The 24,969-nt window shown below is 64.2% G+C and carries 25 protein-coding genes; 20 read left to right on the forward strand and 5 right to left on the reverse strand.

The features are described 5' to 3' along the window. Positions 1–23: 23 nt before the first annotated feature. The 3 genes from ACFUCV_RS09820 to crcB are packed head-to-tail and all read left to right on the forward strand — an operon-like array spanning position 24 to position 1,704. The gene (locus ACFUCV_RS09820) at positions 24–920 is read left to right on the forward strand and encodes a DUF4031 domain-containing protein (protein ID WP_380815065.1); all 897 of its coding nucleotides are present in this window, start codon (positions 24–26) and stop codon (positions 918–920) included. After that, positions 917–1,324, forward strand: a complete 408-nt coding sequence (locus ACFUCV_RS09825) for a CrcB family protein (protein ID WP_380815067.1) — start codon at positions 917–919, stop codon at positions 1,322–1,324. The genes ACFUCV_RS09820 and ACFUCV_RS09825 overlap by 4 nt, the downstream gene beginning before the upstream one ends. Beyond that, a complete protein-coding gene (gene crcB / locus ACFUCV_RS09830) occupies positions 1,321–1,704 on the forward strand; it encodes a fluoride efflux transporter CrcB (protein WP_380815069.1) in 384 nt (127 codons plus the stop codon). Before ACFUCV_RS09825 ends, crcB begins: the two co-directional genes overlap by 4 nt. Positions 1,705–1,866: 162 nt before the next feature. Here crcB and aztA read toward each other — a convergent pair whose 3' ends face one another. Continuing rightward, on the reverse strand, positions 1,867–2,505 hold the full coding sequence (gene aztA / locus ACFUCV_RS09835; protein WP_380815071.1) for a zinc ABC transporter ATP-binding protein AztA: 639 nt from the start codon (positions 2,503–2,505) through the stop codon (positions 1,867–1,869). Between the two features lie 54 nt (positions 2,506–2,559). On the opposite strand from aztA, the gene aztB reads away from it, so the two are divergent. From aztB to ACFUCV_RS09860, 5 genes are all read left to right on the forward strand, one after another. After that, positions 2,560–3,450 (forward strand): zinc ABC transporter permease AztB, encoded by an 891-nt coding sequence (gene aztB / locus ACFUCV_RS09840; RefSeq protein ID WP_380815073.1) that lies wholly within the window; start codon positions 2,560–2,562, stop codon positions 3,448–3,450. Further along, a complete protein-coding gene (locus tag ACFUCV_RS09845) occupies positions 3,447–4,691 on the forward strand; it encodes an ABC transporter (RefSeq protein WP_380815075.1) in 1,245 nt (414 codons plus the stop codon). Before aztB ends, ACFUCV_RS09845 begins: the two co-directional genes overlap by 4 nt. Continuing rightward, on the forward strand, positions 4,688–5,596 hold the full coding sequence (gene aztC, locus ACFUCV_RS09850) for a zinc ABC transporter substrate-binding protein AztC (RefSeq protein ID WP_380815079.1): 909 nt from the start codon (positions 4,688–4,690) through the stop codon (positions 5,594–5,596). The genes ACFUCV_RS09845 and aztC overlap by 4 nt, the downstream gene beginning before the upstream one ends. Positions 5,597–5,628: 32 nt before the next feature. Beyond that, a complete protein-coding gene (aztD, locus tag ACFUCV_RS09855; protein ID WP_380815083.1) occupies positions 5,629–6,840 on the forward strand; it encodes a zinc metallochaperone AztD in 1,212 nt (403 codons plus the stop codon). A 145-nt stretch (positions 6,841–6,985) separates the two neighbouring features. Then, entirely contained in the window at positions 6,986–7,645 is a 660-nt protein-coding gene (locus ACFUCV_RS09860; RefSeq protein ID WP_380815086.1) for a pentapeptide repeat-containing protein, read from the forward strand. On the opposite strand, the gene ACFUCV_RS09865 is transcribed toward ACFUCV_RS09860, so the two are convergent. Then, a complete protein-coding gene (locus tag ACFUCV_RS09865) occupies positions 7,642–8,115 on the reverse strand; it encodes a hypothetical protein (protein WP_380815161.1) in 474 nt (157 codons plus the stop codon). The genes ACFUCV_RS09860 and ACFUCV_RS09865 overlap by 4 nt on opposite strands. Positions 8,116–8,261: 146 nt before the next feature. Between ACFUCV_RS09865 and ACFUCV_RS09870 the strand changes: the two genes are divergently transcribed. The 3 genes from ACFUCV_RS09870 to ACFUCV_RS09880 are packed head-to-tail and all read left to right on the forward strand — an operon-like array spanning position 8,262 to position 11,741. After that, on the forward strand, positions 8,262–9,464 hold the full coding sequence (locus ACFUCV_RS09870) for a sensor histidine kinase (RefSeq protein ID WP_380815088.1): 1,203 nt from the start codon (positions 8,262–8,264) through the stop codon (positions 9,462–9,464). Further along, positions 9,461–10,075 (forward strand): DNA-binding response regulator, encoded by a 615-nt coding sequence (locus ACFUCV_RS09875; protein ID WP_380815090.1) that lies wholly within the window; start codon positions 9,461–9,463, stop codon positions 10,073–10,075. Before ACFUCV_RS09870 ends, ACFUCV_RS09875 begins: the two co-directional genes overlap by 4 nt. A gap of 22 nt (positions 10,076–10,097) precedes the next feature. Then, positions 10,098–11,741 carry an exo-alpha-sialidase gene (locus ACFUCV_RS09880; protein ID WP_380815092.1) on the forward strand — a complete coding sequence of 548 codons (1,644 nt, stop codon included), beginning with the start codon at positions 10,098–10,100 and terminating at the stop codon, positions 11,739–11,741. Between the two features lie 12 nt (positions 11,742–11,753). Here ACFUCV_RS09880 and ACFUCV_RS09885 read toward each other — a convergent pair whose 3' ends face one another. Both ACFUCV_RS09885 and ACFUCV_RS09890 read right to left on the reverse strand, forming a co-directional pair. After that, positions 11,754–12,263, reverse strand: a complete 510-nt coding sequence (locus tag ACFUCV_RS09885; RefSeq protein ID WP_380815094.1) for a PspA/IM30 family protein — start codon at positions 12,261–12,263, stop codon at positions 11,754–11,756. Positions 12,264–12,271: 8 nt separating this feature from the next. Beyond that, positions 12,272–12,847 (reverse strand): hypothetical protein, encoded by a 576-nt coding sequence (locus tag ACFUCV_RS09890; protein WP_380815096.1) that lies wholly within the window; start codon positions 12,845–12,847, stop codon positions 12,272–12,274. 165 nt (positions 12,848–13,012) lie between these two features. On the opposite strand from ACFUCV_RS09890, the gene ACFUCV_RS09895 reads away from it, so the two are divergent. From ACFUCV_RS09895 to ACFUCV_RS09910, 4 genes are all read left to right on the forward strand, one after another. Next, positions 13,013–13,414, forward strand: coding sequence for a YccF domain-containing protein (locus tag ACFUCV_RS09895; RefSeq protein WP_380815098.1), 402 nt, complete (start codon positions 13,013–13,015; stop codon positions 13,412–13,414). Between the two features lie 59 nt (positions 13,415–13,473). Beyond that, positions 13,474–13,710 carry a hypothetical protein gene (locus tag ACFUCV_RS09900; RefSeq protein ID WP_380815099.1) on the forward strand — a complete coding sequence of 79 codons (237 nt, stop codon included), beginning with the start codon at positions 13,474–13,476 and terminating at the stop codon, positions 13,708–13,710. Further along, positions 13,707–14,288: a HutD family protein gene (locus ACFUCV_RS09905; RefSeq protein WP_380815101.1), complete on the forward strand. Its 582-nt coding sequence runs from the start codon at positions 13,707–13,709 to the stop codon at positions 14,286–14,288. The genes ACFUCV_RS09900 and ACFUCV_RS09905 overlap by 4 nt, the downstream gene beginning before the upstream one ends. Before the next feature lie 218 nt (positions 14,289–14,506). After that, complete coding sequence (locus ACFUCV_RS09910; protein ID WP_380815103.1) at positions 14,507–15,304, forward strand: hypothetical protein; 798 nt, start codon at positions 14,507–14,509, stop codon at positions 15,302–15,304. Between the two features lie 250 nt (positions 15,305–15,554). On the opposite strand, the gene ACFUCV_RS09915 is transcribed toward ACFUCV_RS09910, so the two are convergent. Then, on the reverse strand, positions 15,555–17,234 hold the full coding sequence (locus ACFUCV_RS09915) for a DEAD/DEAH box helicase (RefSeq protein WP_380815105.1): 1,680 nt from the start codon (positions 17,232–17,234) through the stop codon (positions 15,555–15,557). Between the two features lie 267 nt (positions 17,235–17,501). On the opposite strand from ACFUCV_RS09915, the gene trmB reads away from it, so the two are divergent. The 5 genes from trmB (at position 17,502) to ACFUCV_RS09940 (ending at position 24,945) form a co-directional block, all read left to right on the forward strand. After that, positions 17,502–18,428, forward strand: coding sequence for a tRNA (guanosine(46)-N7)-methyltransferase TrmB (trmB, locus tag ACFUCV_RS09920; RefSeq protein WP_380815107.1), 927 nt, complete (start codon positions 17,502–17,504; stop codon positions 18,426–18,428). A 165-nt stretch (positions 18,429–18,593) separates the two neighbouring features. Next, positions 18,594–22,037, forward strand: coding sequence for an SNF2-related protein (locus ACFUCV_RS09925; RefSeq protein ID WP_380815109.1), 3,444 nt, complete (start codon positions 18,594–18,596; stop codon positions 22,035–22,037). Positions 22,038–22,138: 101 nt separating this feature from the next. Next, positions 22,139–22,873, forward strand: coding sequence for an ABC transporter ATP-binding protein (locus ACFUCV_RS09930; RefSeq protein WP_380815111.1), 735 nt, complete (start codon positions 22,139–22,141; stop codon positions 22,871–22,873). A 17-nt stretch (positions 22,874–22,890) separates the two neighbouring features. After that, complete coding sequence (locus tag ACFUCV_RS09935; protein ID WP_380815113.1) at positions 22,891–23,694, forward strand: hypothetical protein; 804 nt, start codon at positions 22,891–22,893, stop codon at positions 23,692–23,694. A gap of 45 nt (positions 23,695–23,739) precedes the next feature. Next, the gene (locus ACFUCV_RS09940) at positions 23,740–24,945 is read left to right on the forward strand and encodes a serine hydrolase domain-containing protein (protein WP_380815115.1); all 1,206 of its coding nucleotides are present in this window, start codon (positions 23,740–23,742) and stop codon (positions 24,943–24,945) included. The last annotated feature ends 24 nt before the right edge of the window (positions 24,946–24,969 follow it).

Genomic DNA, 24,969 nt, shown 5'->3' on the forward strand with positions numbered 1-24,969 from the left:
CGCCGGGGGCTTAGGCTAGGACCATGATCTTTATTGATCCGCCGTACTGGCCGGCCCACGGGACACTGTTCTCACACCTCATTTCCGACGCGTCCCTCGCCGAACTCCACGCCTTCGCCGCCGCCCAGGGGATCGCGGAGCGCGCCTTTGATTTGGACCATTACGATGTCCCCAAGCGCCGCTACCAGAGCCTGCTGGCGGCTGGGGCCGTGCCCATTTCGGGAAAGGAGCTGGCCCGCACCCTGGCGGGTTCGGGCCTGCGGATCAAGGCCAAGTACCGGGTCAAGTCTGTGCTGACGGTCCTGCAGATGCGGTGGGATGCGCTCCTGCCCGGCAGCCCCGGCTTGGGCCGTGGGCTCCTTGCCCGCTGGAACGAACCCCACCGGCGCTACCATGATCCACGGCATTTATTGGCTGTGCTGGAGGCCTTGGAGCTGTTGACGGAGCGTGCCGTGCCGCGTGAAGTGGCCTTGGCCGCGTGGTTCCACGATGCCGTGTACAACGGCTCCCCCCATGATGAGGAGGACTCCGCCATGCTGGTGCAGCAGCTTCTTGGCGGCGTCCTGGGCCGCGGCCAGCTTGCCGAGGTTGCACGGCTGGTCCGCCTGACAGCCACGCACTCCCCCGCTCCGGAGGATCTGGCCGGCCAGCTCCTCTGCGACGCCGATTTGGCCATCCTGGGCAGCTCCCCCACCAACTACAGCCGCTATGTGGCGGATGTCCGAAGGGAGTACGCCCACGTGGCGGAGGCCGACTTCAGACGGGGCAGGGCCGCCGTCGTCCGGCAGCTGTTGGACTTGGACCCCCTGTTTCGCACCCCCCGGGGGCAACAACAGTGGGCGGCCCAGGCCCGTGCCAACCTAACTGCGGAACTGGACGGACTTGAGCCGGAAGCTGCAGACCCCGGACAGCGCCCATGAGCCCCCGGCAGCTGGGGCTGGTCTTTCTCGGTGGCAGCGCCGGCACAGCCGCGAGGGAGGGGCTAAGCCTGGCGCTGACCAGCGGGGCCACCTTTCCGGCAGTCATTTGGGCCATTAACGTGGCCGGGGCGTTCCTTCTGGGACTGCTGCTGGCGTGGCTGGAACAGGTGGGGCCACAGTCCGGGCGCACGGCGCGGCTGTTGTTGGGCACTGGATTATTGGGCGGATTCACCACCTACAGCGCCATGGCCACGGATACCGCGCTGCTGCTTACGGATGGCAGGTGGGCCACGGGGCTGGTTTACCCGGCATCCACCGTGGTGTTCGGCGCCGCCGCCTCCTTCCTCGGCATTGCCCTGGCTGCCCGCATCCGGGGCCTTCGTTCCCGCCGGACCACTCCATGAACGCCCTGCTGTTTCTTGTTATTGCCGTTGCCGGCGGCGCAGGGGCCACCGCGCGGTTCATGTTGGATGCGCTGATCAAGGCCACGGCCAAAACGGATCTTCCCGTGGGCACCCAGGTCATCAACGTCAGCGGCTCCCTTGCGCTGGGGGTGATCACCGGACTTGCCTTGGGCGGCACCGTCGCCGAACCGTGGGCCCTGGTGCTGGGGACAGGTTTTCTGGGCGGGTATACAACTTTCAGCACCGCCAGCTACGAAACACTGCGGTTGCTCCTGGATGGCCGGCCGTTGGCGTCCGCCGCGAACGCGCTGGGGATGCTGGCGGCGGCGGTGGCGGCGGCAGCTCTTGGCCTGTCCGCCGGCATGTGGCTGGCAGCGTAGCGCTTCGCGCCCGTCCGCACCTGATCCCGCGTCCGCCGCGCATTTCCCCGCTTTTCGCATACGTCACCGCTTTTCGCGCCATTCCGCCGCGCATCTCCCCGCTTTTCGCATACGTCCGGACATGCGCGAAAAGCGGGGACGTACGCGGCGGCCGTGGCCGGTCTAAATCCGCCGGCCGTCCTGCAAAGTGATGATGTGATCGGCCGCTGCAATGGACTTTTGATCGTGGCTGACGCACGCAACGGCTGCACCCCCGGCGGCTTCCTGGGCAAGGATGGCGCGCGTGCGGTCTTGACTCTCGGCATCAAGCCCTGCTGCCGGTTCGTCGAGGAGGAAAATGCGGGCTTGACTGGCAATGCCTTGGGCCAGCAGCACCCGTTGGCGCTGCCCTCCTGACAGGGAAGTGAAGGGCGACGCCGCCAGCTGGGCCAACTGGACCCGGTCCAAGGCCTCGGTAATCCGTCTCTTGCGCTCAACAGCGTCCGCCCTGGCGAACCGACGCAACGCCGAACCCCAGGTGCCCATCGCCACCACCTCCCGAACCGTCAAGGGAAGCGCATCCGGAACGCTTACCCGCTGCACCACCAGTGCCACGTGATCGGCCCGCTCAATGGAACCGGCCTGGGAGTGGCGCACCCCCGCCAAGATTTCAAGGAGGGTCGATTTTCCGGCGCCATTGGGTCCGGCGATGGCTGTCACGGTGCCCCAGGGCAGGTCCACATCAACTCCATGAAGCACCGAATGACTGCCAAAACCGTAGGACAACTGGCGGGCTCGGAGGGCATCATGAAAATAAGTCATGCCCCATTCTAACCCAATTTGATAATCATTCTCATTATCATCTACGCTGGCGGAATGCACTGGCTCACCGAACCCTTCACCACTGACTTCTTCCTGCGCGCCCTGCTGGGGGGCGCGTTGGTGGCAGTCATTTGCGGAGTCATCGGGACTTGGGTGGTCATTCGGGGGATGGCCTTTCTGGGGGAGGCGATTGGCCACGGCATGCTCCCGGGAGTCGCTCTGGCAACAATCATGGGTGCTCCAGCAGTGGTGGGCGGCGCGTTGAGCGCCATTGCCATGAGCGCCCTCATTGGTGCCCTGCAACGGCGCGGCCGTCTGTCCTATGACACGAGCATTGGCCTTCTTTTCGTGGCAATGTTGTCCCTGGGCGTCATCATTGTGTCGCATTCGCGGTCCTTCGCCACAGACGCGACGGCCATGCTTTTTGGTGACATTCTCGCCATCAACGAAGGCATTTTGCTGGGACTTCTGCTTGCCGCCATCGTGACGGTCGCAGTGGCCACCCTGCTGCACCGCAGCTTCGTCGCCGCCGCCTTTGATGCGCGCATTGCCGCAACCCTGGGCCTGCGCCCCCACGTGGCGCAGCTCGCCCTCGTGGCATTGGTGACCTTGGCCGTGGTCTCCTCCTACCAGGCAGTGGGTTCGCTGTTGGTCGTGGGGTTGTTGCTGGCGCCGGCCGTGGCAGCCACCCCGTGGGCATCAAGCATTCCTGTGCGCATGGTCGGTGCGTCCGGATTTGGTGTCCTGTCCGTGGGCATGGGCCTGCTCTGCTCCTGGTATGCGGGCACGGCCGCAGGGGCTTCCATTGCGGCCTCCGCCATTGCCATCGCGGCCATCTCGAACGCAACAGCAAGCCTCGCCACATGGCGGCGGCGCTCCAGCGGCATTTCCCAAGAGACTGCACCCCGTCCACTATCTGTCCTACTGTCAGGAAAGCAGCAATGAATATCCGATTTTCCCAGGCGGCACCGGCCGCCTTGCTTGCACTTGCAATTGCGGGCTGCGGCAGCGCAACCGCCGGGCAGGATCCGCCCGGATCCGCCGCCCCTGAGTCTGCAATGGCAGGCCACGGCTCCATTGCCGGAGTCGCGGAGGTTGCTGAACCACAGCTTCATCTGGTGGCCGTCGACGGCGCGGGCAAGAGCTCCATGCTGGATTTGTTGGACGGCACGGAAACCTTGCTGGAGCCCGTGGCGCCACCGGCCCGCATCAGCAGTGACGGCCGCTATGTTTTCGCCGCCGGCAACACTGGTGTTGAGGTCATCGACAGCGGAGTGTGGACCTGGGACCACGTGGACCACTTCCACTACTACCGGTCGGAGCCCACCACAGTTGGCATGGTTTCCGGTGCAGGTGTTGCCACGGTCGCCACGGGGCTGCTCTCCACGGCCGGAACCACCGGCATGTTCTTCCCGTCCTCCGGCGCCGCGGTGTTGGTTGACAATTCGGCATTGTCCGACGGAACCATTTCCGAAAGCCTGCGCCTGGACGTGCAACCGCACGCCGGCATCATGGCCCCGCTGGGGGACGGCGCCGTCGTGACTGAAGCGGACGCAAACGGCACGGCTGCACGCCTGCGTGCCGTGGACGCCGGCGGCAGGGAAGTGGCGACGGCGCCGTGTGCGGCCGCGGCGGGAACCATTGCCACCCGGGTGGGTCTGGTCATTGGCTGCGCCGACGGTGCCGTGATCGCCACCGGCGAGGGAGCCTCACCGGCACTGGAGCACGTGCCCTACCCGGAAGGGGCCGCGGCACCGGCAACCACTTTCAACGCACGCAAGGGCCGCCCCACAGTTGCCGGCCTGGGCCAGGACCGTGGCGTGTGGCTGCTGGACACCCGCCAACGGCAATGGGACTGGCTCCCCACCTCAACCCCCGTGCTCGCCGCGGCCGCCGTGGACGACGCCGACGGGCACGTCGTCGTCGTGGCCACCGACGGCACCGTCCAGGTATACGCGGCAGAGAGCAAGGAACTGCTCTCCTCGACCCAGGCGCTGATGCCGGCAACCGTGGCCAGCCCGGAATTGGCCGGCAAGGTCACGCTCACGGTTGACGGCGGGCGTGCCTACGTCAATGCACCGGCCGAAGGAGTGGTCTTCGAAATTGCCTACGCCGACGGTGCCCGTATTGCCCGCACCCTCACACTGCCCACCGGACCCCTGCACTTCGCGGAGACCGGGCGATGAGGCGCCTGGCCGGCATCGCCGTGGTGCTTGCAGTGTTGATTTCCGGCTGCACAGCCCCGGAACCGTCGCAGGGGCCGCAGATAGTGGTGACCACGAACATTTTGGGGGACGTCACACAGCAGGTCCTCGGGGACCAGGCCACCGTAACCACCCTCATGCAGCCCGGCGCCGACCCGCATTCCTTTGAAATTTCCGCCCAGCAGGCGGCCTTGATGGGCACCGCGGACTTGTTGGTGTCCAATGGCCTGGGCCTGGAGGAAGGCCTGCAGCAGCATCTCGACAGGGCTGCCGGGGCCGGGACGCCCATGTTGGCCGCAGGAGACGTGGTCGAGGTGGTTCCGTACGCCTCAGGGGAGGCACAGGGAACCCCGGATCCACACTTTTGGACCGACCCGGCCGCCATGCTCGAGGTAGTCAACGCCATCGAGGCCGCCGCCCGCGGAATCACCGGAATCGACGCCCAAAAGCTGGCCACCAGCGCCTCCGACTACCGGGCCCGGCTTCAGGACCTTGATGCCCGCATGGCCACCACCTTCGCGTCCATCCCTGCCGAACGCCGCGCCCTGGTCACCAACCACCACGTCTTTGGCTACCTCGCCAAACGCTTCGACTTTCAAGTCATCGGAGCCGTCATTCCCGGCGGCACCACGCTCGCAGCCCCCAGCGCCGCCGATTTGCGCCAGCTCAGTGACGCGATCAACAGCGCCGGGGTGCCCACCATTTTTGCCGAATCATCCCAACCAGACCGCTTGGTCAAAGTCCTCGCCAGCGAAGCCGGCGTCAAGGTCCAGGTCACTGAACTCTTCACGGAATCACTGACCGGGCCTGAGGGCGAGGCTGCAAGCTACCTGGAGATGATGGGCGTCAATACCCAACGAATCACTGCGGGCCTCACATCCCCATGACCTTCACACAACAGAAAATGAGGAATCACCACATGCTCCGTCAAAGAAATCCCCGCCTGGGAGTCACCGCAGCACTTGCCGGCTTTGTCCTTTTGGCCACTGCCTGCGCCGATGGCTCCGCCACGGCCGGTTCTTCCGCCGGAACTCCCGGCGCTTCGGCCAGTTCCACCAGCACCCAGGGACGCCTCGCGGTGTCTTCCCCGGGCAGCATCAGCGTCCTGGACGGCACCACCCTGGAGGTCATTGAGACCTTTGACTCCGAGGAGTTCACCAGGCTCAACGCCGCCGGGGACGGCCGGCATGTCTTTGTCACCACCACGTCCGGCTTCCAACTGTTGGATACGGCAGCTCCCAAACTCACCGATCTGACGGTTGATGCGACGGCAGCCGGGCATGTGGTCCGGCACGCCGGCAACACCGTGCTCTACGACGACGGCACCGGGACCACCATCATCATGAAAACGCAGGACCTGGCCAACATCAAGGATGTCCTGCCCGAGACAAGCAGCTACACGGCTGAATCCCCCCACCACGGCGTGTCAATTGTCTTGGCGGACGGGACCCTGGTGACCACTTTGGGCGACAAAACCTCACGCCCCGGTGCCGTGGCCCTGGAACCCCATGATGACCACTGGCACTCCATCACCGAAAGCAGGGAATGCCCCGGGATCCACGGCGAAGGCCCCGCCATGGACGAAGCAGTGGTCTTTGGCTGCGAGGATGGGGCCCTGCTCTACCATGACGGTGAGTTTCAGAAGTTCACGGCCCCGGACAAGTACGGCCGGATGGGCAATGCCTTTGTCTCTGAAAGCAGCCCGATCGTGGTGGGCGACTACAAAAACGACCCCGACGCGGAAGGCTATCTGCTGAATTCCGTGGCCCTGATCGATACGGAAAAGCGCAGCTACAACGTGGTCGAACTACCGGACACCATCAACTACACCTTCCGGGACGTGGCCCGTGGTCCCGGAGATTTGGCCTACATTCTCTCCACGAATGGATCCATTCACGTCCTGGACCCGCAAAACGGCAAGATCGTCAATGAATTTCCCGTGATCAAGGCCTGGGAAGGCCCCACGGAGTGGCAGGATGCCCACCCGAGCATTGCCGTCAACGGTGACATTGCCTATGTGAGTGAGCCGGCCGCCAACACCGTGCATTCGGCGGATCTCACCACGGGCAAGATCCTGGCCTCCAAAAAGATGGACTCCGTTCCCAACGAAATGGCCATCACCACCCACTAGCTCCCTGAAGGGCCGCCGCGCATCTGCCCCGTCAAGGGCCGCCGCGCATCTACCCTCCTTTCGCGCATGTCCGGACATGCGCGAAAGGAGGGCAGATGCGCGGCAGGTGGGGCGGCCAAGCAATGCCGCCCGATATCCTAAAGTCATGGCCCCAAAGCACACCTCCCCCGCGCCTCGGCTCACCCAGCTTGACCTCCACGAGCTGGTGGAGAACGACGACGTGTTTTTTGGTCCCGGGGACAGCTACGACGGCCAACATTTCAACCGCACCAGCTTCGAGGGCCTGGATCTTGGTTCCACTGATTTCCTGGACTGCCAACTGGACGCCCCCATACTCCACGGGACGGAGCTGCGTGGAGTGCGCTTCCGCGGATCCATCCTCAGTGACAGCTTCGCCCCGGTGCTCAAAGGAGCCCGCACCAGCTGGCGGGACACTGAAGTGAATTCACCGCGCTGGGGTTCGGCCGAACTCTACGACAGTTCCTGGCAGTCGGTGCGGATCGATGGCGGAAAGATTGACTTCCTGAACCTGCGCGCAGCGAAGATCAGCGACCTGCAGATCAGCAACGCCATCATTGGGGAACTTGACCTCGGCGGGGCCAGGGTCAACCGGATGGCGCTCAGGAATTGCCGCATTGGCACCCTGGACGTCCAGCAGGCAACCTTGAAGGACCTGGACCTGCGCAGCACCGACTTCCGCACGCTCAATGGTGTGGGCTCGCTTTCCGGAGTGATCATTGACGACTACCAGCTGGGGCTGCTGGCGCCCGTTTTGGCCGGGCACCTGGGCATCACCGTGGCCTAGCCAAGCAGGGATGCGCCCAAGGTGGCCAGCACCCCAAAGGCAGTGCCCCAGATGATGATGGAAATGACTTGCCACAGGATGACGGCATTCTTGGACGCACCGAAGGAGATCATGGCCGCCGAGGTGATCTGGCTCGGCAGGATGGTCTGACCGGCCAGGCTGACGCCCGCAATGCCATATTTATCGAACGCCGCGCGCAGCTTGGCACGGCGCGGGGTCATTTCCTTCGGCGCCTTCCCGGCGGCAACCTTGCGGCGCACACCATGGGCGGTCAGCACAAAGATCAACATGGAGATGATGTTGCCCACCACTGCAGCCACAATGGCAACCGTCGGATTCAAGCCGCTCACCACGCCAACTGCTGCACCAAAGTAGGACTCCACAAAAGGGATGGCGGCAATGACCAGCACGCCCATCCACTGAAACATGGGCGGCAGGGAGGCGGTGAAGGACTGCAGCGACTCGATCATCATGACTACTTTCTGGTGGTGGACTGTTCCAATGCTGCAATTCTTCCGGCCCCGCGAGGCCCAGCCCAGTGCCATGCCGTCACCTCTTGCACAGGCGTTTTCCACTGAATATCCATGACAAATGTCATTGCTTTAGACTGGGCGTCATGCCCGCAGCCCCCGAGATCCCCTACCCCGGCTCCCCTCCCGGCCACGGCGTCAAGACCACCTGGACCTACACCCTGGGTTCCATTGTGTTTGTTCTGCTGGTTCTGGACGTCATGTTGTTGGGTTTGGCGTTGAATGCCATTGAGGAAGCGGACGACGCCGTCTCCTGGGTGGTGCTGCTGGCCCTGCTGGTGTCCGTGGGCGCCCAGATTCGCTATTGCTGGTTCCTGCGGGCGGGGCTGGGCGGCGGATTGCCGCGGCCGGCCTGGACTGCGGCGTTGCTGTTGCCGGCGGCCGTGGTGTGGGCCTGTGATTTTGTCTCAGCGGACATTCCGCTGTGGCGGGCCGTGCCGTTGTGGCTGGCCATCTCCCTGGCCGCCTGCCTGCTGCCGCGGTGGCAAAAATGGTGGCTTTTGGCTGCCGGGTTGGCAGTGGCGCTGATTCCCTTTTGCGTGCAGGTCCAGCTGTTCACCCTCAACACCGTCCCCCAGCATCAGTCGTACGTCCTGCTGTTGTTCTATTCAGCGCTGACGCCCATCATGGTCATTTCCGGCCTGTGGTGGTGGCGCGTGGTGGTGGAGCTGGACAAGCACCGGCTCATTGCCGGGGAGCTTGCCGTGGCACAGGAAAGGCTGCGCTTTGCCGCTGATCTGCACGACATCCAGGGCCACCACCTGCAGGTCATTGCCCTGAAGTCCGAACTTGCCGAGCGCCTGCTGTCCCGTGACCCGCAGGCCGCGCGGGAGAACATCCACCAGACCCGGCTCATTGCCAAGGAGGCCCTGGAGGAAACGCGCAGCCTCGTATCCGGCTACCGTGATGTTGCCCTTGCCAACGAGTTGGAAAACGCCCGCGAGGTGCTCACGGCCTCCGGCGCCGAATGTGAACTGCTGGTGGATGGCTTGCCGTCCACTCCGGAGGCGCACCGGGCCCTGGCCATGACGGTGCGTGAGACCACCACCAACATCCTGCGGCACAGCAACGCCAAGCGGGTTTCCATCGCCCTTGCCACCACCACAGACGGCACCACCTTGGACATCAACAACGACGGCGTCGCCGCCACCGCCGCCGCCGGCAACGGCACCGGACTGCTGGGTCTGCGTGAACGTTTGGAAGGCCTGGGCGGCACCCTGACCACGGCCATCCACACCAACACCTTTGAGCTGCGCGCCTGGGTGCCCACTGAAGGAGCCAAGCCATGACCCCCTCCCCCATCAGGCTCCTCATCGCCGATGACGAACACCTCATTCGCGGCGCCCTTGAGGCACTTCTGGGCCTGGAACCGGACATTGAGGTGGTGGCCAGCGCCGACAACGGGGAAACCGCCGTGGAACTGGCCCAACAGCTGCAGCCGGACATTTGCCTGCTGGATTTGGAGATGCCCCGGGCGGACGGACTGGAGGCAGCGGCACGGATCCTGGCCACCGTCAACACGCGCGTCATCATCGTCACCCGCCATGCACGGCCGGGCGTCCTGCGCAGGGCGCTGGCTGCGAAGGTCTCGGGATTTGTCCCCAAGTCCACCCCGGCCCAGGAGCTGGCCCACGTGATCCGCGACGTGGTGGCTGGCAGGCGTTACATTGATCCGGATATTGCGGCGGCGGCGCTGACTGCCGAACGCTCGCCGTTGACGGAGCGGGAGCTGGCGGCGCTGCGGGTCAGCCGAAGCACCACCAGCGTGGCGCAAATCGCGGACCAGCTGCATCTGGCCCCAGGAACCGTGCGCAACTACCTTTCCTCGGCCATGATCAAGCTCAATGCCGTGTCCCGGCATGACGCTGCGGAGAAGGCCTGGCAGCAGGGCTGGATTTAGCCGTGCAGCTACACTGAATCGTATGTTGCCACGTCCTACCTCCTGTGAACAGCTTCTGGCCCGCCGGGGCGTCGCCGGGCACCGCCAGTACCGGATCCCCGCCCTTGCGGTCACCACGCGCGGCACCGTCCTGGCCGCCTATGACGGCCGGCCCAATCTGGATGACCTGCCCAACCCGATCGACCTGCTCATCCGCCGCAGCACCGACAACGGCCAAACATGGGGTCCGCAGCAGAGCGTGCGCACCGGCACGGGACTGGACGGCTACGGCGATCCCAGCCTGCTGGTGGACACCCAGACACACAGGATCTTCCTTTTTCACGCCGCCGGCACCCATGCGGGATTTTTCGAAGCCGCCACGGGCCTGGATGACACTGACGCCATCCAACACGCCGATCTGAGCTTTTCCGACGATGACGGGCTCACGTGGCAGCACCGCCGCCTCACCCCCATGCTCAAGGCCGACGGCGTTACAGGCCTTTTCGCCGCTGCCGGCGCCGGCATCCAGATCCACACGGGGCCGTTCACGGGCCGACTGGTCCAGCAGTTCGTGGTGCTGCACCATGGTGACATCAAGGCCGCCAGCGCCTACAGCGACGATCATGGCGAAACCTGGACGTTGGGTGGATTCATTGCCGGCGCCAATGAAAACAAGGTGGCATGCCTGGCCGACGGCACACTGCTGATGCATTCGCGTGCCACCCCGCACCGCCTCTTTGCCCACTCCACCGACGGCGGCCACAGCTACACCCCCGCCCGGCCGCACATTGAGCTGCCCGATCCCAGCGACAACGGCTCCCTGGCCCGTTTTGACGGCCTCCCCAACGTCACCACCCTGGCCGCCCCGGACACCGGCAAATGGCTCATTGCCACCCACAACCATGACTCCTCGCTGCGCCGCAACACCTTGCTGAAGCTCTCGCAGGATGACGGCGCAACGTGGCCCTTCGCCGTCGTCCTGTGCGCGGGGAGTTCGCAGTACTCCACCGCCGCCCGGCTGCCGGATGGACGCATTGGTGTCCTGTACGAGCGGCAGGGCTATCAGGAAATCGTCTTCACCTCGGTGGATCCGGCGGAACTGCTGACCTCCCCCGCCGCCTCCCTCACGCACGACGGCGGCACCGTAACGGTGAACGGGGTGGCACTGGACGTGGTGCTGCGCTCCATCACCCCGGGCCGTCCGGCGCAGTGGCAAAGCGTGGGCGAGAGCTTTGTGCTGACCCAGACCGATGGTGATTGGGATCCCTCGGCCTGGAAGGAAGTGGGGCAGGGCTACTCTGCACAGGCGCCGCAAGTGCTCTCCAACCGGGAGTCCCAGGACCTTAATTATGGTGCGGTCGTGCCCGGATACAAGGCAGGGGACGTGTTGGCTTTCGCTGGCCGGGTTACGAACTTTGGTCCGGAACCCGCACAGCTTTCAGTGCGGTGCGCCGCGCAGGATCCAGCCGGGCCTGCCGCCACTGCCAAACACGATGCAGCATTGGAGGAAACCACTGTCCCTGCAGGTGTCAGCTGCAATTTCCGCAGCAGCTACACGGTGAACGGGCACCAGGTGGACGCCGGGTCATTGACATTGACGTTCTCGCTCCATGTGGGCGCAGTGCCCTTCAGCGCGCAGCGCAGCTTCACCTTTGACATGGTCTCGGGGGATGTCACGGAGCACTAAGGCCGCCACCAGCTACCGGGGGTGCCGGTGGGTGTCGCCAAATTCCTCCAAGGCTGCCGTGATGGCCTGATTGGCGTGGGCCGCCTTGTGGGTGGCCGTGAGGGTTTCCACCGTGACATTGAAGCCCGCTGCCCGGGCCTGAAGCTGGGTCAAGGCATCAATGAGCATCGTTTCCTGCTCCACCAGGGCATCGCGCTGGGAGATCAGATCCGACAGCTGACCGCCCATGATCAAGTGGCGGTTCATCGCTGACTGCGCACCCATCTGGTCCCCGTTTTCCCTCGATGCCCGGGCCTGGGCTTCGAGGACCGCCATGGCGTGCTGCAAATCCGCCGCCTGCACATCCAAACGCTGCCGGCTGACGGAAACATCCGCCACGCCCCGACGCATTTTCTGCACAGCGGCCTGTTGTTTTTGCCGGGCATCGCCAAGGGAAAGCTGCTCGCGGGAAGATGTGGCGGCGGTGCGCCTGCGCGCTGATCCGCCGCCGAAGAAGCTGCCGAGCCGGGCCAGAAATCCCATGCCGGGCTCTATTCGCCGCCGAGCTCGGTGTACGTTTTGGACCAGTTCTGCAACATGGCAGCCTCAATTTCCAAGGTGCGGGTCAGATCCTTCAAGTCCGCGGTGCCAGCCGGTGCGGCGGCGCTGGCCAGGGCATTGCGGATTCCGGCGGCGGTCTGGGTTATTTGATCCACCTGCACGCCAAGGGTCTTGGTGTAGAGGGCCTGGACTGCCGGATCCGGCTCCTGCTGGGCCACCAGCAGCTGATGCTCCACCACGGCACCGGCCTGCGCCAGGGTGGCGAAAATCGAATCCAGATTGCCCGTGTACTGCCCCGTGCTCTGCGCGACAGTCAAGGACCGACGTGTGGCTTCCAGGGATTCGGACAAGGCAACACGCTGTTTCAAAATGGCTGCCACCGGCCCGGTGCTGGATTCGGCACGGACCTTCAAGGCATTGCGCTTGGCGGACTCGATCTTGGGTTTGGAAATCTTCACAAGACCTAAAACACCGCGGGACACCAGCACGCCAACAGTAATGGCAACGCCAATGACAATGGCGATGATAATCAGCGCGAGAATCAATAGACCGGTGACGGGATCCATGAAGTGGCGGTTTTCCTTAGCCGTTGGAGGGTTATTTTTACAACTGTGCTCTTGCCCATCAGCGTAACACCGCAGGGCCGGTGGGAGCTGTGGTTTTTGGACATTCAGGGTAAGAGCAGGGGCATCCCCGATCATGGCGCCAGGCCGGCAGTGCACAATGAATCAATGAAGACAATTTTAAATCTCATTTGGCTGGTGTTTGGCGGTCTCTGGCTGGCTTTGGGTTATTTTGCCGCCGGGCTGCTGTGCTGCGTTCTGATCATCACCATCCCCTGGGGCCTTGCCTCCTTCCGCATTGCCGGGTACGCACTATGGCCTTTTGGGCGCACAGTGGTGGACAAGCCCGGCGGCATGGGGGCGGCCAGCACGGTGGGAAACGTCATTTGGATTGTGGTTGCCGGGATTTGGATAGCCATTGGCCACGTCACCACAGCCGTCGCCATGGCCATCACCATCATTGGCATTCCCCTGGCCATCGCGAATTTGAAAATGATCCCTGTTTCCCTCATGCCGCTGGGGAAGGAAATTGTCCCCAGCAATCAACGCCTGGTTGGCAACTTCAGGTGACCGCGAACGGTGGCAGCCCAACGGGAACAGCTGTGATGCGGGCCGCGTAAGCTGGTCCCATGCACAATAAGACCGACTGGCTGGACATCCTGGTCAACCTCATCAGCTTTGCCTCCATGATTTTGGTGCTCACCTTTGCCCGCTTCAACTTGCCGTTGAAGATTGTATTGGCGTTTGCCGTCTCCTTGGCCATCACAGGTGGTTGGTCCTACTACAAACGCAAGCTCCGGCGTCGTCCCTCAGACCTCAAGCGCCTGCATGTGTACAGCGAAAAGAACGCGGACGACCAACCATGAACATCATCCGCTACGCTTCGCTTAAATCCACGACAGGAACCACCGGGCCCACGCGTGAGGTCGCGGCCGGACCCAATGCCCAGGATTGGGACTGGTGCATCAGTCTGGCCGACGCCACGAAGGCCGGCCCGCTCCCCACCATGGCCGGTTGCGAGCGGATGATGGCAGTGGTGGACGGTGACTTGATTGCCCTGACAGTGGATGGAAGCGAGCAGGCTCTGGAGAAATACCGCCCGTTCCGCTTTTCCGGTGACGCACAATCCTCAGTGGACCTTCCCACCGGCGCACTGAAGGTCCTGCACCTCATGACCCGGCGCGGGGCCTTCAAGGGTTACGCCGCGATCATTGAGCTGTCCAAAAAGCGGCCCCACCCGGTTTTTGCCGAGCAATTTGCCGTGCTGCTGCACGGTTCGGCCACGGTGTCACCCCCGGCTGCCGGTGGTGCCGGTGGTGCGGACACCGCTGGTGCCGCTCCCGCCGAAGGGCTGGGCAAGTTCGACACCGTGGTGGGATCCGAGGAAGCCCCCGAAATCTCCGGCCGCGGCTTTTTGGCCGTACTGAGCATTGACCCGGCCTGACTTCAGCCCGCGCCACGTCGGCCCACGTCGAATCAGACCCAGCGCCGCCGAATCAGACGCAGCGCGACGTCGGAGTCAACAGGCCTGGGTCTGACTCGCCGCGCAGCAAGCACTTCATTGCCGCCGTCGGGACCAAAAGGTCATTCCCAGGACTGATCCCCCTTGCAAGTCCAAAGCCTAGGCTGAGAATTCTTGTGCTTCGTAAAAAGGGGGATGCAGTGGGAAACAAGTCAGCAGCTCACAGGCGGTGGACAGCGCTTGCTGCGGCATCGGTGGCCTTGTTGCTGGGAGCAAGCGCGTGCGCGGCGCCGCCCACCACCAGCTACACCAATGAAACGGGCCAAGAGGTCACTGTGAATTGGAAGGATTATCCTGTCAGCGCCGGTCTGTTGCCTGAGGATTTTTCCCATGCAGTGACCCAAGAGGAGGCACAGGCCACCTCGGATGCTGTTTTGACTGACATTCGGGCTGCCCTGACGTCTGTGCATGCCTTTGAGTGGAGCACACGCGGGGAGGCCGCGTGGTTTCCCGGCGGGGGAAATGGCTATGGGGGCAAGGTGATGACGTCCACCTTCAATTCGACACAGTGGGAAAGTGCCACCGCCCCGGCCAGCAACGCCGAGTGGGAGGAAATTGTGGCCGTGACCAGCCGCATCACCACCAAGCATGGGCTTGGGGGTGTGCAGCTGCTCTTTGACCACGAAAATTTCAAAACCGACCATTCCTGGCAGAAGGACCTGATCGACAAGTATGGCACCGCGGATCCGCAAAGGCTGTGGTGGTGGGAAGGCACCGCCTACACCCGATCGCAGTGGCTTGTCCTGCATATGGTGAACGTGGACAGGGACACCACGGGCGCCGCCGCCAAGGAAACTGAGGATTCCGGCTTGCCGGCACGCAGCATTTCCATTAGTTACGGCGCCACTGCCGTCCCTGCGAAGGATCAAGCAGCATTGACTCAGGCTTTGGAACCCTTCGTGGGGCTGACTCCACCCGAAGCCACCACCTCGGACTGATGCGGGGACAGCAACTTCAACGTCGAGTCAGACCCAGCGCTGCGCAGTCCAACGTCGAGTCAGACCCAGCGCCGTCGAACCAGACGTAGCGCTGCGTCAGAGTCAACAGCTCTGGGTCTGATTCGAGGCACCGCCCCACCGGCCCACCGCCCCACGGGCCCACCGCCCTGGGCAAACAGGGCGTTAAACAAAACTGACCCGCAGCTTCGACACATTGTGGCCGCGTGCTGCAGATCAGTTTCGAGATATTTTAGCGGCTGCGACGCTGGTTTGACGCCGGCGCCGTTGCGCGGCGGGGTCCGCCGGAACGTGCCGGGCGTGACTGTCCGCCACCGTTGGCGTTGAAGCTGCCACCGGAGGTGCCACCGGTGGTGGAGGACCAGGCCACGCTCGATCCGGCACTTGATCCGGCGCGGGCACCGGCCCCTTCGCGGGCACCGCCACGGGCGGCACCACCCTGGGGTGCGCGGCGTCCGCGGGCGACGTCGCCGTCACGCGCCGGGCGGCCTGAGCCGGCCGGACGTGATGCACCTTCGCCGCTACGTGCCGGACGACGCTCGGAACGGTTGGCTGCAGCGGGGCGCTCGCTGGCGTCAGCTGAGACACGGCCCCGGCCACCGCGGCCACCGCGGCCACCGGCCGTGGGGGCTGCGCCGGTGCGGGCGCGCTTGCGCTGGGCATTTGCACCAGTGGACGTGCCACCACCCTGGGCAGGGGCCTTGGCGGCCAGCAGTGCGGCACGGGTGCGGGGATCCACCTTGTCGGCAACCGAGCCGACCAGGGTGGCAATGACCGGTGAGCTGGTGGTGACGCGCTCAAAGTTTACGTCGACCCCTGCTGCACGCATCAGCTTCTTGACATCGTTCTGCTGCTCGGGGAGCGTCAAGGTGACCACTACGCCGTCGGATCCGGCGCGGGCGGTGCGTCCGGAGCGGTGCAGGTAAGCCTTGTGCTCTGTGGGCGGGTCCACGTGGATGACCAGTTCAATGTCATCGACGTGCACGCCGCGGGCGGCAACGTCGGTGGCGACCAGGACGCGCACGTCACCGGTGGAGAACTCGGCCAGGTTCCGGTCGCGGGCGTTTTGTGACAGGTTGCCGTGCAGGTCCACTGCGGGGATGCCGGCGTCGGTCAGGGTCTTGGCCAGCTTGCGGGCATGGTGCTTGGTGCGCATGAAGAGAATGCGGCGTCCCGCCCCCGAGGCCAGCTCAACAATGACCTGCTTCTTCACCGTCTGGTCATTGACCACCAGCACGTGGTGCTCCATGGTGGAGACCGCGGCCTTGGGCTCGTCCACCGAGTGGGTGAGCTGGTTGGAGAGGTAGCGCTGGACAATCTTGTCCACGCCGTTGTCCAAGGTGGCGGAGAACAGCATGCGCTGGCCCTGCGTGGGGGTGGTGTCCAGCAGGCGCTTGACCACGGGCAGGAAGCCGAGGTCGGCCATGTGGTCGGCCTCGTCCAGGACTGTGATCTCCACGCTTTCCAGGGAGACAATGCGCTGCTTCATCAAGTCTTCCAGGCGGCCCGGGCAGGCAATGACAATGTCGACGCCGGCGCGCAGGGCCTTTTCCTGACGGGCCTGGGAGACGCCGCCGTAAATGACGGTGGTGTTCAAACCCATGGCCTTGGCGAGTGGCTCAATGGTGTTGTTCAGCTGGGTGGCCAGCTCGCGGGTGGGTGCCAGCACCAGGCCCATGGGACGGCCGGGCTTGCGGAAGTACGGGGCTTCGCGTTCGGCCAGGCGGGCCACCAGCGGGATGGCGAAGGCAATGGTCTTGCCGGATCCGGTGCGGCCGCGGCCCAACACGTCGCGGCCTGCGAGGGTGTCGGGGAGGGTCTTGACCTGGATGGGGAACGCTTCATCAATTCCCTGGGCGGAAAGTGAAGCAACAATTTCCTTGGGCGCACCAAGGGCAGCAAAAGTTGTCATATAAGAAGGAAATCTTTCGTAAGGCGGTTCAACGTCCCAAGATCAGTTTTGACCATGGGTTCGCCGATTCAATGCCAGAGCGTGTCAACCGCGGGTGGCTGCAAGCCAAAATTGCGGGACAAGTTGCATGCGTTCATCGACGCAGAATGCGCGAATCGCACATTAAGTAATCACAGTCTAGCAGCCATCCGCCGCCCAAAGCGCACCTTCGTGCCACACCTCACCTTCGTGGAACCCGTTTTGGGAATCCCGGTACGCTTAATAATGATGAGTGAAACCCCAGCCACCGAGTCCTCCACGGCCCCCGCCGCCACTGAAGCAGCTGCAGCCGCGGCGCAACGTGCGCCCCGTTCCACCGACGGTTCGGCCCGTCCGATCACCCCGGGCAGCCAGGCGGCTGCAGGCACCTACCATGCCCAGCCGGTTTCCTTTGTGCGCCGGGGCACGCGCTTGCAGGGGCGCCGCCAAAAGGCGTGGGAAGACCACTCCGACGCCTTGGCTGTGGACGTCCCGCGCCACATTGCAGACACCTCCGTCCACCCTGACTTTGTCTTTGACGCTGCAGCCGAATTTGGCCGCGTGGCCCCCCTGGTGGTGGAGATTGGCTCAGGCCTGGGAGAGGCGGTGGTCAATGCCGCCAAGAACAATCCGGACAAGGATTTTTTGGCCGTGGAGGTCTACACCCCCGGCTTGGCGCAGACCATTCAAAAGATTGTCGCCAACGGGCTCGGCAATGTGCGCGTGGTGCAGGCCAACGCACCCGAGGTGCTGGGCACCATGCTTCCGGCCGGATCCGTCAGTGAAGTCTGGGTCTTTTTCCCGGACCCGTGGCACAAGACCAAGCACAACAAGCGCCGCATGGTGAAGGACACCTTCGCCCCTCTGGTGGCCCGCGTCCTGGCCCCGGGCGGCACGTGGCGCCTGGCCACGGACTGGTCCACGTACGCCGAACAAATGCTGGCGGTGGGCACGGCTTCGGCGGACTTCACCAATATTTACGACGGCGGACGCGCCGGCGCGGACAGCCCCCTCACCCAGGCGCGGCGCAGCGGGGTTGATTGCGAACAAAGCGATGTACCCGATGAGGTGGGCGGTTGGGCTCCGCGCTTTGACGGGCGCATCCTGACCAGTTTTGAGAACAAGGCCCACAAGGCCGGCCGGGTCATTTTCGACCTTGCCTTCCGCCGCAACTGATCCCCCGCCCGCAGCCCGGCACCGCAGGGGGCACCTGCTTCCGGGCGGGACACGGGCCGGACAGGGCGGGGACGTGCGGGTAATCATGGGCGTCATTACTGCGTAAGATTGATAGACGTGGTTCGCCTTCTTGGACCACCCCCAACCGACAGGTGGAAAAGTTTCGTGACGCACTCCTCCGCCGGTTCACGTCTGCTGACGCGAATCGCCGAGTTCACCGAGAATTCCATTGCCGCGGGCAGCGCCTATGCCGATCAGGGCCGTGTCAGTGACATTGTCCTGGAGCCTGCCACGGGCTTGTTGTCCGGCAAGGTTCTGGGTACGCAGATGTACCGCAGCACGGCCAAGCTGGTGCGTGAACACGACGGCGTCATTGCCTGCCGCGTGGGGATCTGCAACTGCCCGGTGCGCCAGAACTGCAAACACGTGGTGGCCCTCATTGCCGCCGCGGAAGTGGATGAGTCCTTCACTGATTTCTTCGTTCCCGAGGAAACCCCGCGCGAGCCCACCTTTTTGGAAACCCTGCTGGCCAAGGCCAAGGATGGGAAGAAAAACACGGCTCCCACTGCGGCTGCCAGCGATGTGGCAGTGGAATCCTGGGAGGCGGCCCTCTCGGCCCTGCTCCCGCCCGCCGCCGCACCGCCCAGCCAGGACACTCCGGCCCTGGCCCTGCAATTTGAACTGCATGTTCCGCCGCCGCGCTTTTCCTACCGCGGCCGTGGCGGCACTGTGCCCTCCGAACCCGTGCTGAATGTCAGGCCAGTGGTCATGGGCAGCCGCGGCAAATGGGTCAAGACCGGCGTCAGCTGGGGCACGCTGGGCTACCTTTCCTACGGCGGCGCACATGACCGCACGCAGCTGGAATGGCTCAGTGAATTCCTGTCCTCACACAGCCCCCGGCTTTACAACCACGGCAATGCGGGCGCCTGGCTGACGCTGAACGATTTTGCCGGGCACAATCTGTGGCAGCTGCTGGGCAGTGCGCACAAGCACGGCGTCGCCCTGGTGCAATCAGGCAGCGGCGATCCGGTCCGGATTGTGGACCATGAGGCGGGGCTGCAGCTGGATGTGAGCCGGGCGGAGTCGGAGGGCCTGGACGTTGGCCCCCGCATTGAGCTGGACGGCGTGGTCGTTGACGCCGAGATCATTGGCCGGGTGGGCAATCCTGCCAGCGGCTTGTTCTTTTGCCAGCAAAGCGGCCCCGTGCCCGCGGCGGGCACGGCCGCCCCGGCCCGTGCACCGCTTGCCCGCGAGACCATCACCTTGGCACCATTGCCGGCGAACGCCTCCGCGCAAATGCTGGATTTTGCCCTGCGCAAGGAAACCGTGCACATCCCCGAACAGGCCCGGGAGAAGTTCCTGACCCAGTTTTATCCGCAGTTGAAGCAGGCGGCACCGGTGGTCTCGGCCGACCATTCGGTGGAACTGCCGGCATATGTGGAGCCGACGCTGTCGCTGTTGGCGGCGTACGGCAATGACCACATTGTCCGCCTGCACTGGGAATGGCATTACCCCGTGGGCACACGCGTCACGTCCTTGCCGTTGTGGCCGGAGCGGGGCGAGAGCGCCGTCCGTGACACCGTCGCGGAGGCCCGCCTGATTGAGAGCGTGGGGCAGCCCTGGGAGCACATCGCGGCCCTGGGTGAAGCGCCCAACGCAGCGTGGGGTGAGCCCACCCTGGCCGCTTCGGCGCAATTGAGCGGCTTGGACACCCTCACGTTCACCGAAACGGTGCTGCCTGAATTGCAGGAACTGCCCGGGGTGGTTGTTGAGACCAGCGGAAACATTGCCAGCTACCGGGAAGTCACCGAAGCGCCGGTGGTGACCATTTCCACCCAGGCCACCGATGAACGTGACTGGTTCGATTTGGGCATTGTCATCACCTTGGAGGGGCAGTACGTTTCCTTCGCCGCCGTTTTCTCCGCCCTGGCTGCCGGCAACACCCGCATGCTGTTGCCCAGTGGCGCCTACTTCTCACTTGACCGTCCGGAGCTGCATCAGTTGCGCGCCCTCATTGAGGAAGCGCGCAGCCTCAATGACAGCAAGGACGGCGAGCTGCGGATCAGCCGCTTCCAAGCCGGCCTGTGGGACGAGCTGGCGCAACTGGGCATTGTTGATGAGCAGGCCCAGGCGTGGCGGGCGGCAGTGTCCGGCCTGCTCGACGGCGGCCCTCCCACCCCGCTGCCGGCGCCAGCCGGGCTCAACGCCACCTTGCGCCCGTACCAGCTGGAGGGCTTCAACTGGCTGCACTTCCTTTACAGCAACGGCCTGGGCGGCGTGCTCGCCGATGACATGGGCTTGGGCAAGACCGTGCAGACCCTGGCCTTGATGTGCCAGGTGCAGGCCGCCGCGGAGCCGGGCGCGGCCAGCCGGCCGTTCCTGGTGGTGGCCCCCACCTCGGTGGTGGGCAACTGGGCCAGTGAAAGCATCAAGTTCGCGCCCGGCCTGAAGGTCATGACGGTGTCGGAGACCTTTGCCAAAAGCGGACTCGATGCCGCACAGTTCTTTGCCGGCGCCGACATTGTGATCACCTCCTACGCCCTGTTCCGCATTGATTTTGCCGAGTACGGCATACGCGATTTTGCCGGGCTGATTTTGGATGAAGCCCAGTTTGTGAAAAACCACCAGTCCAAGGCCTACCAGTGCGCCCGGAAGCTGAAGGCCCCCTTCAAGGTGGCCGTGACCGGCACGCCCATGGAAAACAACCTCATGGAACTGTGGGCGCTGCTGTCCATTGTGGCCCCGGGACTGTTCCCCAGCCCCAAGCGCTTCGCGGAGTTCTACCAGCGTCCCATTGAGAAGAATTCCGACGCCGCCCTGCTCACCAGGCTTCGGGCCCGGGTGAAGCCGCTGATGCTGCGCCGCACCAAGGAGCAGGTCATTGCCGACCTGCCGGCCAAGCAGGAGCAGGTGTTGGAAGTGGAGCTGAACCCGCGCCACCACAAGATCTACCAAACCCATTTGCAACGCGAACGTGCCAAGATCCTGGGGCTGCTGGAGGACGTGAACAAAAACCGGTTCACCATTTTCCAGTCCCTGACGCTGCTGCGTCAGCTCAGCCTGGATGTCTCACTGGTGGATGCGGACCAGGCCGGGGTGCGTTCCTCGAAGCTGGACGTGTTGTTTGAACAGCTTGAAGATGTGGTCAAGGAAGGCCATCGGGCCTTGATTTTCAGCCAGTTCACGGGATTTTTGGGGAAGGTGCGGGAGCGCCTCGTTGCCGAGAACATCCCCTTCACCTACTTGGACGGCGGCACCAGGAACAGGGCGGCGGTCGTCGATGAGTTTAAAAACGGAGATGCGCCATTGTTCCTCATCAGCCTCAAGGCAGGTGGTTTTGGTCTGAACCTGACGGAGGCCGACTACGTCTTCATTTTGGATCCCTGGTGGAATCCGGCGTCGGAGGCACAGGCCGTGGACCGGACCCACCGCATTGGGCAAAAGAAGAACGTCATGGTGTACCGCCTGGTGGCCAAGGACACCATCGAGGAAAAGGTCATGGCATTGAAGGCCAAAAAATCGCAGTTGTTCTCCGACGTGATGAGCGGCGACGCCCTCTCCAGCGGCGCTTTGACCAGCACCGACCTGGCCGGGCTCTTCAGCGACTGACCCCGGGGGCGCCGCTGGCTTGACCGAGACTGTCCGCGCGGCCAGTAAAGGCTGGCCACGCGGGCGGGGCGGACAAGGCCCGTGCCCGGAAGACTTGATTCATGACCACCAATGAATCAATTCCCCTGCAAGCCAGGCATCTGACCAAGCATTTCCCCGGCGGCGCCGGCGTCAATAACGTGAGCTTTACGGTGGCCCGCGGACGGGTCGTTGCCCTGCTCGGACCGAACGGCGCCGGCAAAACCACCACCATCCGCATGCTGCTGGGACTGGCGGCCCCCGACGGCGGGGACGCGCTGGTTCACGGACGCCCCTACGCTGCCCTGCGCCAGCCACTGCAAAGCGTTGGCACCGTGCTCGACGCCGGGGGCCTGCATCCCGCGCGATCCGGCAGGCAGCAGCTGCGCATCGCCGCCGCACAAGCTGGTGTTGCAGCGGCCCGCATCGATGCTGTGCTCGCGGAAGTGGACATGACGGCGGCGGCCGACCGCAAAATCGGCAAGTATTCGCTGGGCATGCGGCAACGCCTGGCACTCGCAGCCGCCCTGCTGGGTTCGCCCGCTTTGTTGGTCATGGATGAACCTGCCAACGGCCTTGATCCTGCCGGCATGCATTGGCTCAGGCGGCGGCTTCGGGAGTTTGCCGATGCCGGCGGCGCCGTGCTGCTCTCCTCCCACGTCCTTGCCGACGTGCAGCAAATTTCAGATGACGTCATTGTCATGCAATCCGGGCGTGTTGTCGCGGACATGACCTTGGCCGAAGCCTTGTCCCAGCGGGGCGGGGACCTTGAGGGCTTCTACCTGGAATTGACCGGAAACCAGTCGGTGATGCGCTGATGTTACGTGCGGAACTCTTGAAAATCACGACCCTTCCGGCGTCGAAGATTGCCCTGGCAGTCGGCGTTGCCGGGTTGATGGCCACCCACTTCCTGACCGTCCTGCTTTTGCCGGCTTTGGCATCGGGTCAAATTGGACCAGGGCCGGAGGCACTCGGCGGCGCCATCCCCACACCCGATCTGCAAACAGCTGCCGGCCAGCTCGCGCTGCTTGGCCCGCTGGGAACAAATGACAGCACCGGATCCCTTGGCATTGCGGTCATTGCCATTGTTCTCATGGGTGTCCTCGCCGGCACCAGCGACTACCGCTTTGGCGGCATTGTCACCACCGCACTCGCGCAGCCCAAACGCCTGCGCATCCTGGCGGCAAAAGCCGCCGCGGCCGGTGTTGCAGGCCTTGTTGCCGGCGCGGTGCTGGCTGTTGCGGCCAGTGCAACGCTGCTGCTGACACTGGCTTTCGCCGGCACAGCCCTGGCCATTGAACCCGCTGCGGCCGTTGCAGTGCTGCTGCGCAGTGCACTTGCCGTCGCCTGCCTCACCATCATTGCCCTTGCCGTGGGCATTGCAGCCAAAAACCAGCTCGCGGCCGTGCTGCTCATGCTCGGTCTTTTACTTCTGGAAATGATCATCCAATCAGTGGCTGTGTTGATTGCCGGCAGCATGCCGCTCTGGGCCCAGCTGATGCCCCTGACCCTGTGCAATGCAGTGATAGGCACGGGGCCGGCTGGCATTTCAACGCCTGTGGCAAGTGCGGCACTTCTGGCATTGACGGGGACAGCGCTTGCCATCGCTGCCCTGGCACTGCACCGCCGGGACATCTAAAGGCAACCCTCAAACACCCCATGACAGCAATTCAAGGAGCCCGCCATGAATCATGAAAAACCCCACCCCGCCGTCAAAGCCAAACGGCACGGACGCACCCTCACCGCCGTCGCAACCCTCTGTGCACTGGTGGCCGGGGCAGTGGCCTTTGGGGCCTGGAGCCGGATCGAGGCGGGAAATTCCCAGCCGACGCCGCTGGCAAACCGCATGCAGAGCCTGGTGGGGGAAGGATTCCCGGCCGTCCTCGCAGCCGTTACGACGGCGGAGGGACGGCAGCTGGACGTTGCGGTGGGCCTGGGGGACCGGAAGTCCGGGGCGGCACCAGCTGTCGACGGTGAAGTGCGCATTGGCAGCAACACGAAAATGTATGTTGCCACGATCGTGCTCCAGTTGATGGAGGAAGGCAGGGTCGAACTCGATGAACCCATTGAGAGCTACCTGCCCGGCCTTGTCACCGGTGACGGCATTGCCGGGGCAAACATCACCGTGCGCCAGCTGCTCCAGCACACAAGTGGACTTCCGGAGTACGCCGCGGAGATCGCCGCCGACGCCTTTGCTGCGCAAAACTCCTACCTCGCCCCGCGGGCACTGCTGGACATTGCCCTGACGAAACCGGCCGTCTTCGCGCCCGGGGAACGCTGGGAATACAGCAATACGAACTATGTGGTGCTGGGCCTGCTGATTGAAAAACTGACCTCCCGGGTGCTGCATGAACAAATCCAGGAGCGGATCATTGGCCCGCTGGACTTGACCCATACTTATTTTCCCGTGCCGGGGGAAAAAGGCCTTCGCGGCGCCCATCCCCAGGGGTACCATCAGGACACCCTCGGGGAACTGCGTGAAATCACCGAGATGGACCCTTCATTTGCCTGGGCTGCCGGCGCCATGGTCAGCTCACCGGGTGATTTGAACCGCTTTAGCCAAAAACTGCTCAACGGTGACCTTGTCAGCGAAGCCAGCCTGGAAGCCATGAAAAGCGGCGTGCCTGCCGGTGACGAGTTATGGCCAAAGGCGGTTTACGGCCTCGGACTGCAAGGCTTTCCATTGAGTTGCGGCGGGTTCGCTTGGGGCCATGGCGGCGACATTCCCGGGACCCAGACCCGCAACGCCGTAGGTCCCGATGGAACCGCTGTCACAATTGCGGTGACAGCCCTGCCCTGGGCGCTTGTGGACATGAGCGATGAGGCGCGGTTGCTGGCGAAGTACCAGGCCGTCGTTGACGCACTCGATGCGGCACTGTGCGGGAGCTGAAGAAAACCGCCGTTACGGGCAGGC

Origin of the sequence: Specibacter sp. NPDC057265, assembly GCF_042668835.1 — a bacterium.
GTDB lineage: Bacteria > Actinomycetota > Actinomycetes > Actinomycetales > Micrococcaceae > Specibacter.

Bases quoted from the DNA above. Each gene is read 5' to 3' on its own strand.
- ACFUCV_RS09825 (WP_380815067.1), top strand. From the start codon at position 917: ATGAGCCCCCGGCAGCTGGGGCTGGTCTTTCTCGGTGGCAGCGCCGGC.
- ACFUCV_RS09845 (WP_380815075.1), top strand. From the start codon at position 3,447: ATGAATATCCGATTTTCCCAGGCGGCACCGGCCGCCTTGCTTGCACTT.
- trmB (WP_380815107.1), top strand. From the start codon at position 17,502: ATGAGTGAAACCCCAGCCACCGAGTCCTCCACGGCCCCCGCCGCCACT.
- crcB (WP_380815069.1), top strand. From the start codon at position 1,321: ATGAACGCCCTGCTGTTTCTTGTTATTGCCGTTGCCGGCGGCGCAGGG.
- ACFUCV_RS09875 (WP_380815090.1), top strand. From the start codon at position 9,461: ATGACCCCCTCCCCCATCAGGCTCCTCATCGCCGATGACGAACACCTC.
- ACFUCV_RS09890 (WP_380815096.1), bottom strand. From the start codon at position 12,847: ATGGATCCCGTCACCGGTCTATTGATTCTCGCGCTGATTATCATCGCC.
- ACFUCV_RS09860 (WP_380815086.1), top strand. From the start codon at position 6,986: ATGGCCCCAAAGCACACCTCCCCCGCGCCTCGGCTCACCCAGCTTGAC.
- ACFUCV_RS09905 (WP_380815101.1), top strand. From the start codon at position 13,707: ATGAACATCATCCGCTACGCTTCGCTTAAATCCACGACAGGAACCACC.
- ACFUCV_RS09865 (WP_380815161.1), bottom strand. From the start codon at position 8,115: ATGATCGAGTCGCTGCAGTCCTTCACCGCCTCCCTGCCGCCCATGTTT.
- ACFUCV_RS09820 (WP_380815065.1), top strand. From the start codon at position 24: ATGATCTTTATTGATCCGCCGTACTGGCCGGCCCACGGGACACTGTTC.
- ACFUCV_RS09880 (WP_380815092.1), top strand. From the start codon at position 10,098: ATGTTGCCACGTCCTACCTCCTGTGAACAGCTTCTGGCCCGCCGGGGC.
- aztD (WP_380815083.1), top strand. From the start codon at position 5,629: ATGCTCCGTCAAAGAAATCCCCGCCTGGGAGTCACCGCAGCACTTGCC.
- ACFUCV_RS09930 (WP_380815111.1), top strand. From the start codon at position 22,139: ATGACCACCAATGAATCAATTCCCCTGCAAGCCAGGCATCTGACCAAG.
- aztC (WP_380815079.1), top strand. From the start codon at position 4,688: ATGAGGCGCCTGGCCGGCATCGCCGTGGTGCTTGCAGTGTTGATTTCC.
- ACFUCV_RS09870 (WP_380815088.1), top strand. From the start codon at position 8,262: ATGCCCGCAGCCCCCGAGATCCCCTACCCCGGCTCCCCTCCCGGCCAC.
- ACFUCV_RS09940 (WP_380815115.1), top strand. From the start codon at position 23,740: ATGAATCATGAAAAACCCCACCCCGCCGTCAAAGCCAAACGGCACGGA.
- aztB (WP_380815073.1), top strand. From the start codon at position 2,560: ATGCACTGGCTCACCGAACCCTTCACCACTGACTTCTTCCTGCGCGCC.
- ACFUCV_RS09900 (WP_380815099.1), top strand. From the start codon at position 13,474: ATGCACAATAAGACCGACTGGCTGGACATCCTGGTCAACCTCATCAGC.
- aztA (WP_380815071.1), bottom strand. From the start codon at position 2,505: ATGACTTATTTTCATGATGCCCTCCGAGCCCGCCAGTTGTCCTACGGT.
- ACFUCV_RS09915 (WP_380815105.1), bottom strand. From the start codon at position 17,234: ATGACAACTTTTGCTGCCCTTGGTGCGCCCAAGGAAATTGTTGCTTCA.
- ACFUCV_RS09895 (WP_380815098.1), top strand. From the start codon at position 13,013: ATGAAGACAATTTTAAATCTCATTTGGCTGGTGTTTGGCGGTCTCTGG.
- ACFUCV_RS09885 (WP_380815094.1), bottom strand. From the start codon at position 12,263: ATGGGATTTCTGGCCCGGCTCGGCAGCTTCTTCGGCGGCGGATCAGCG.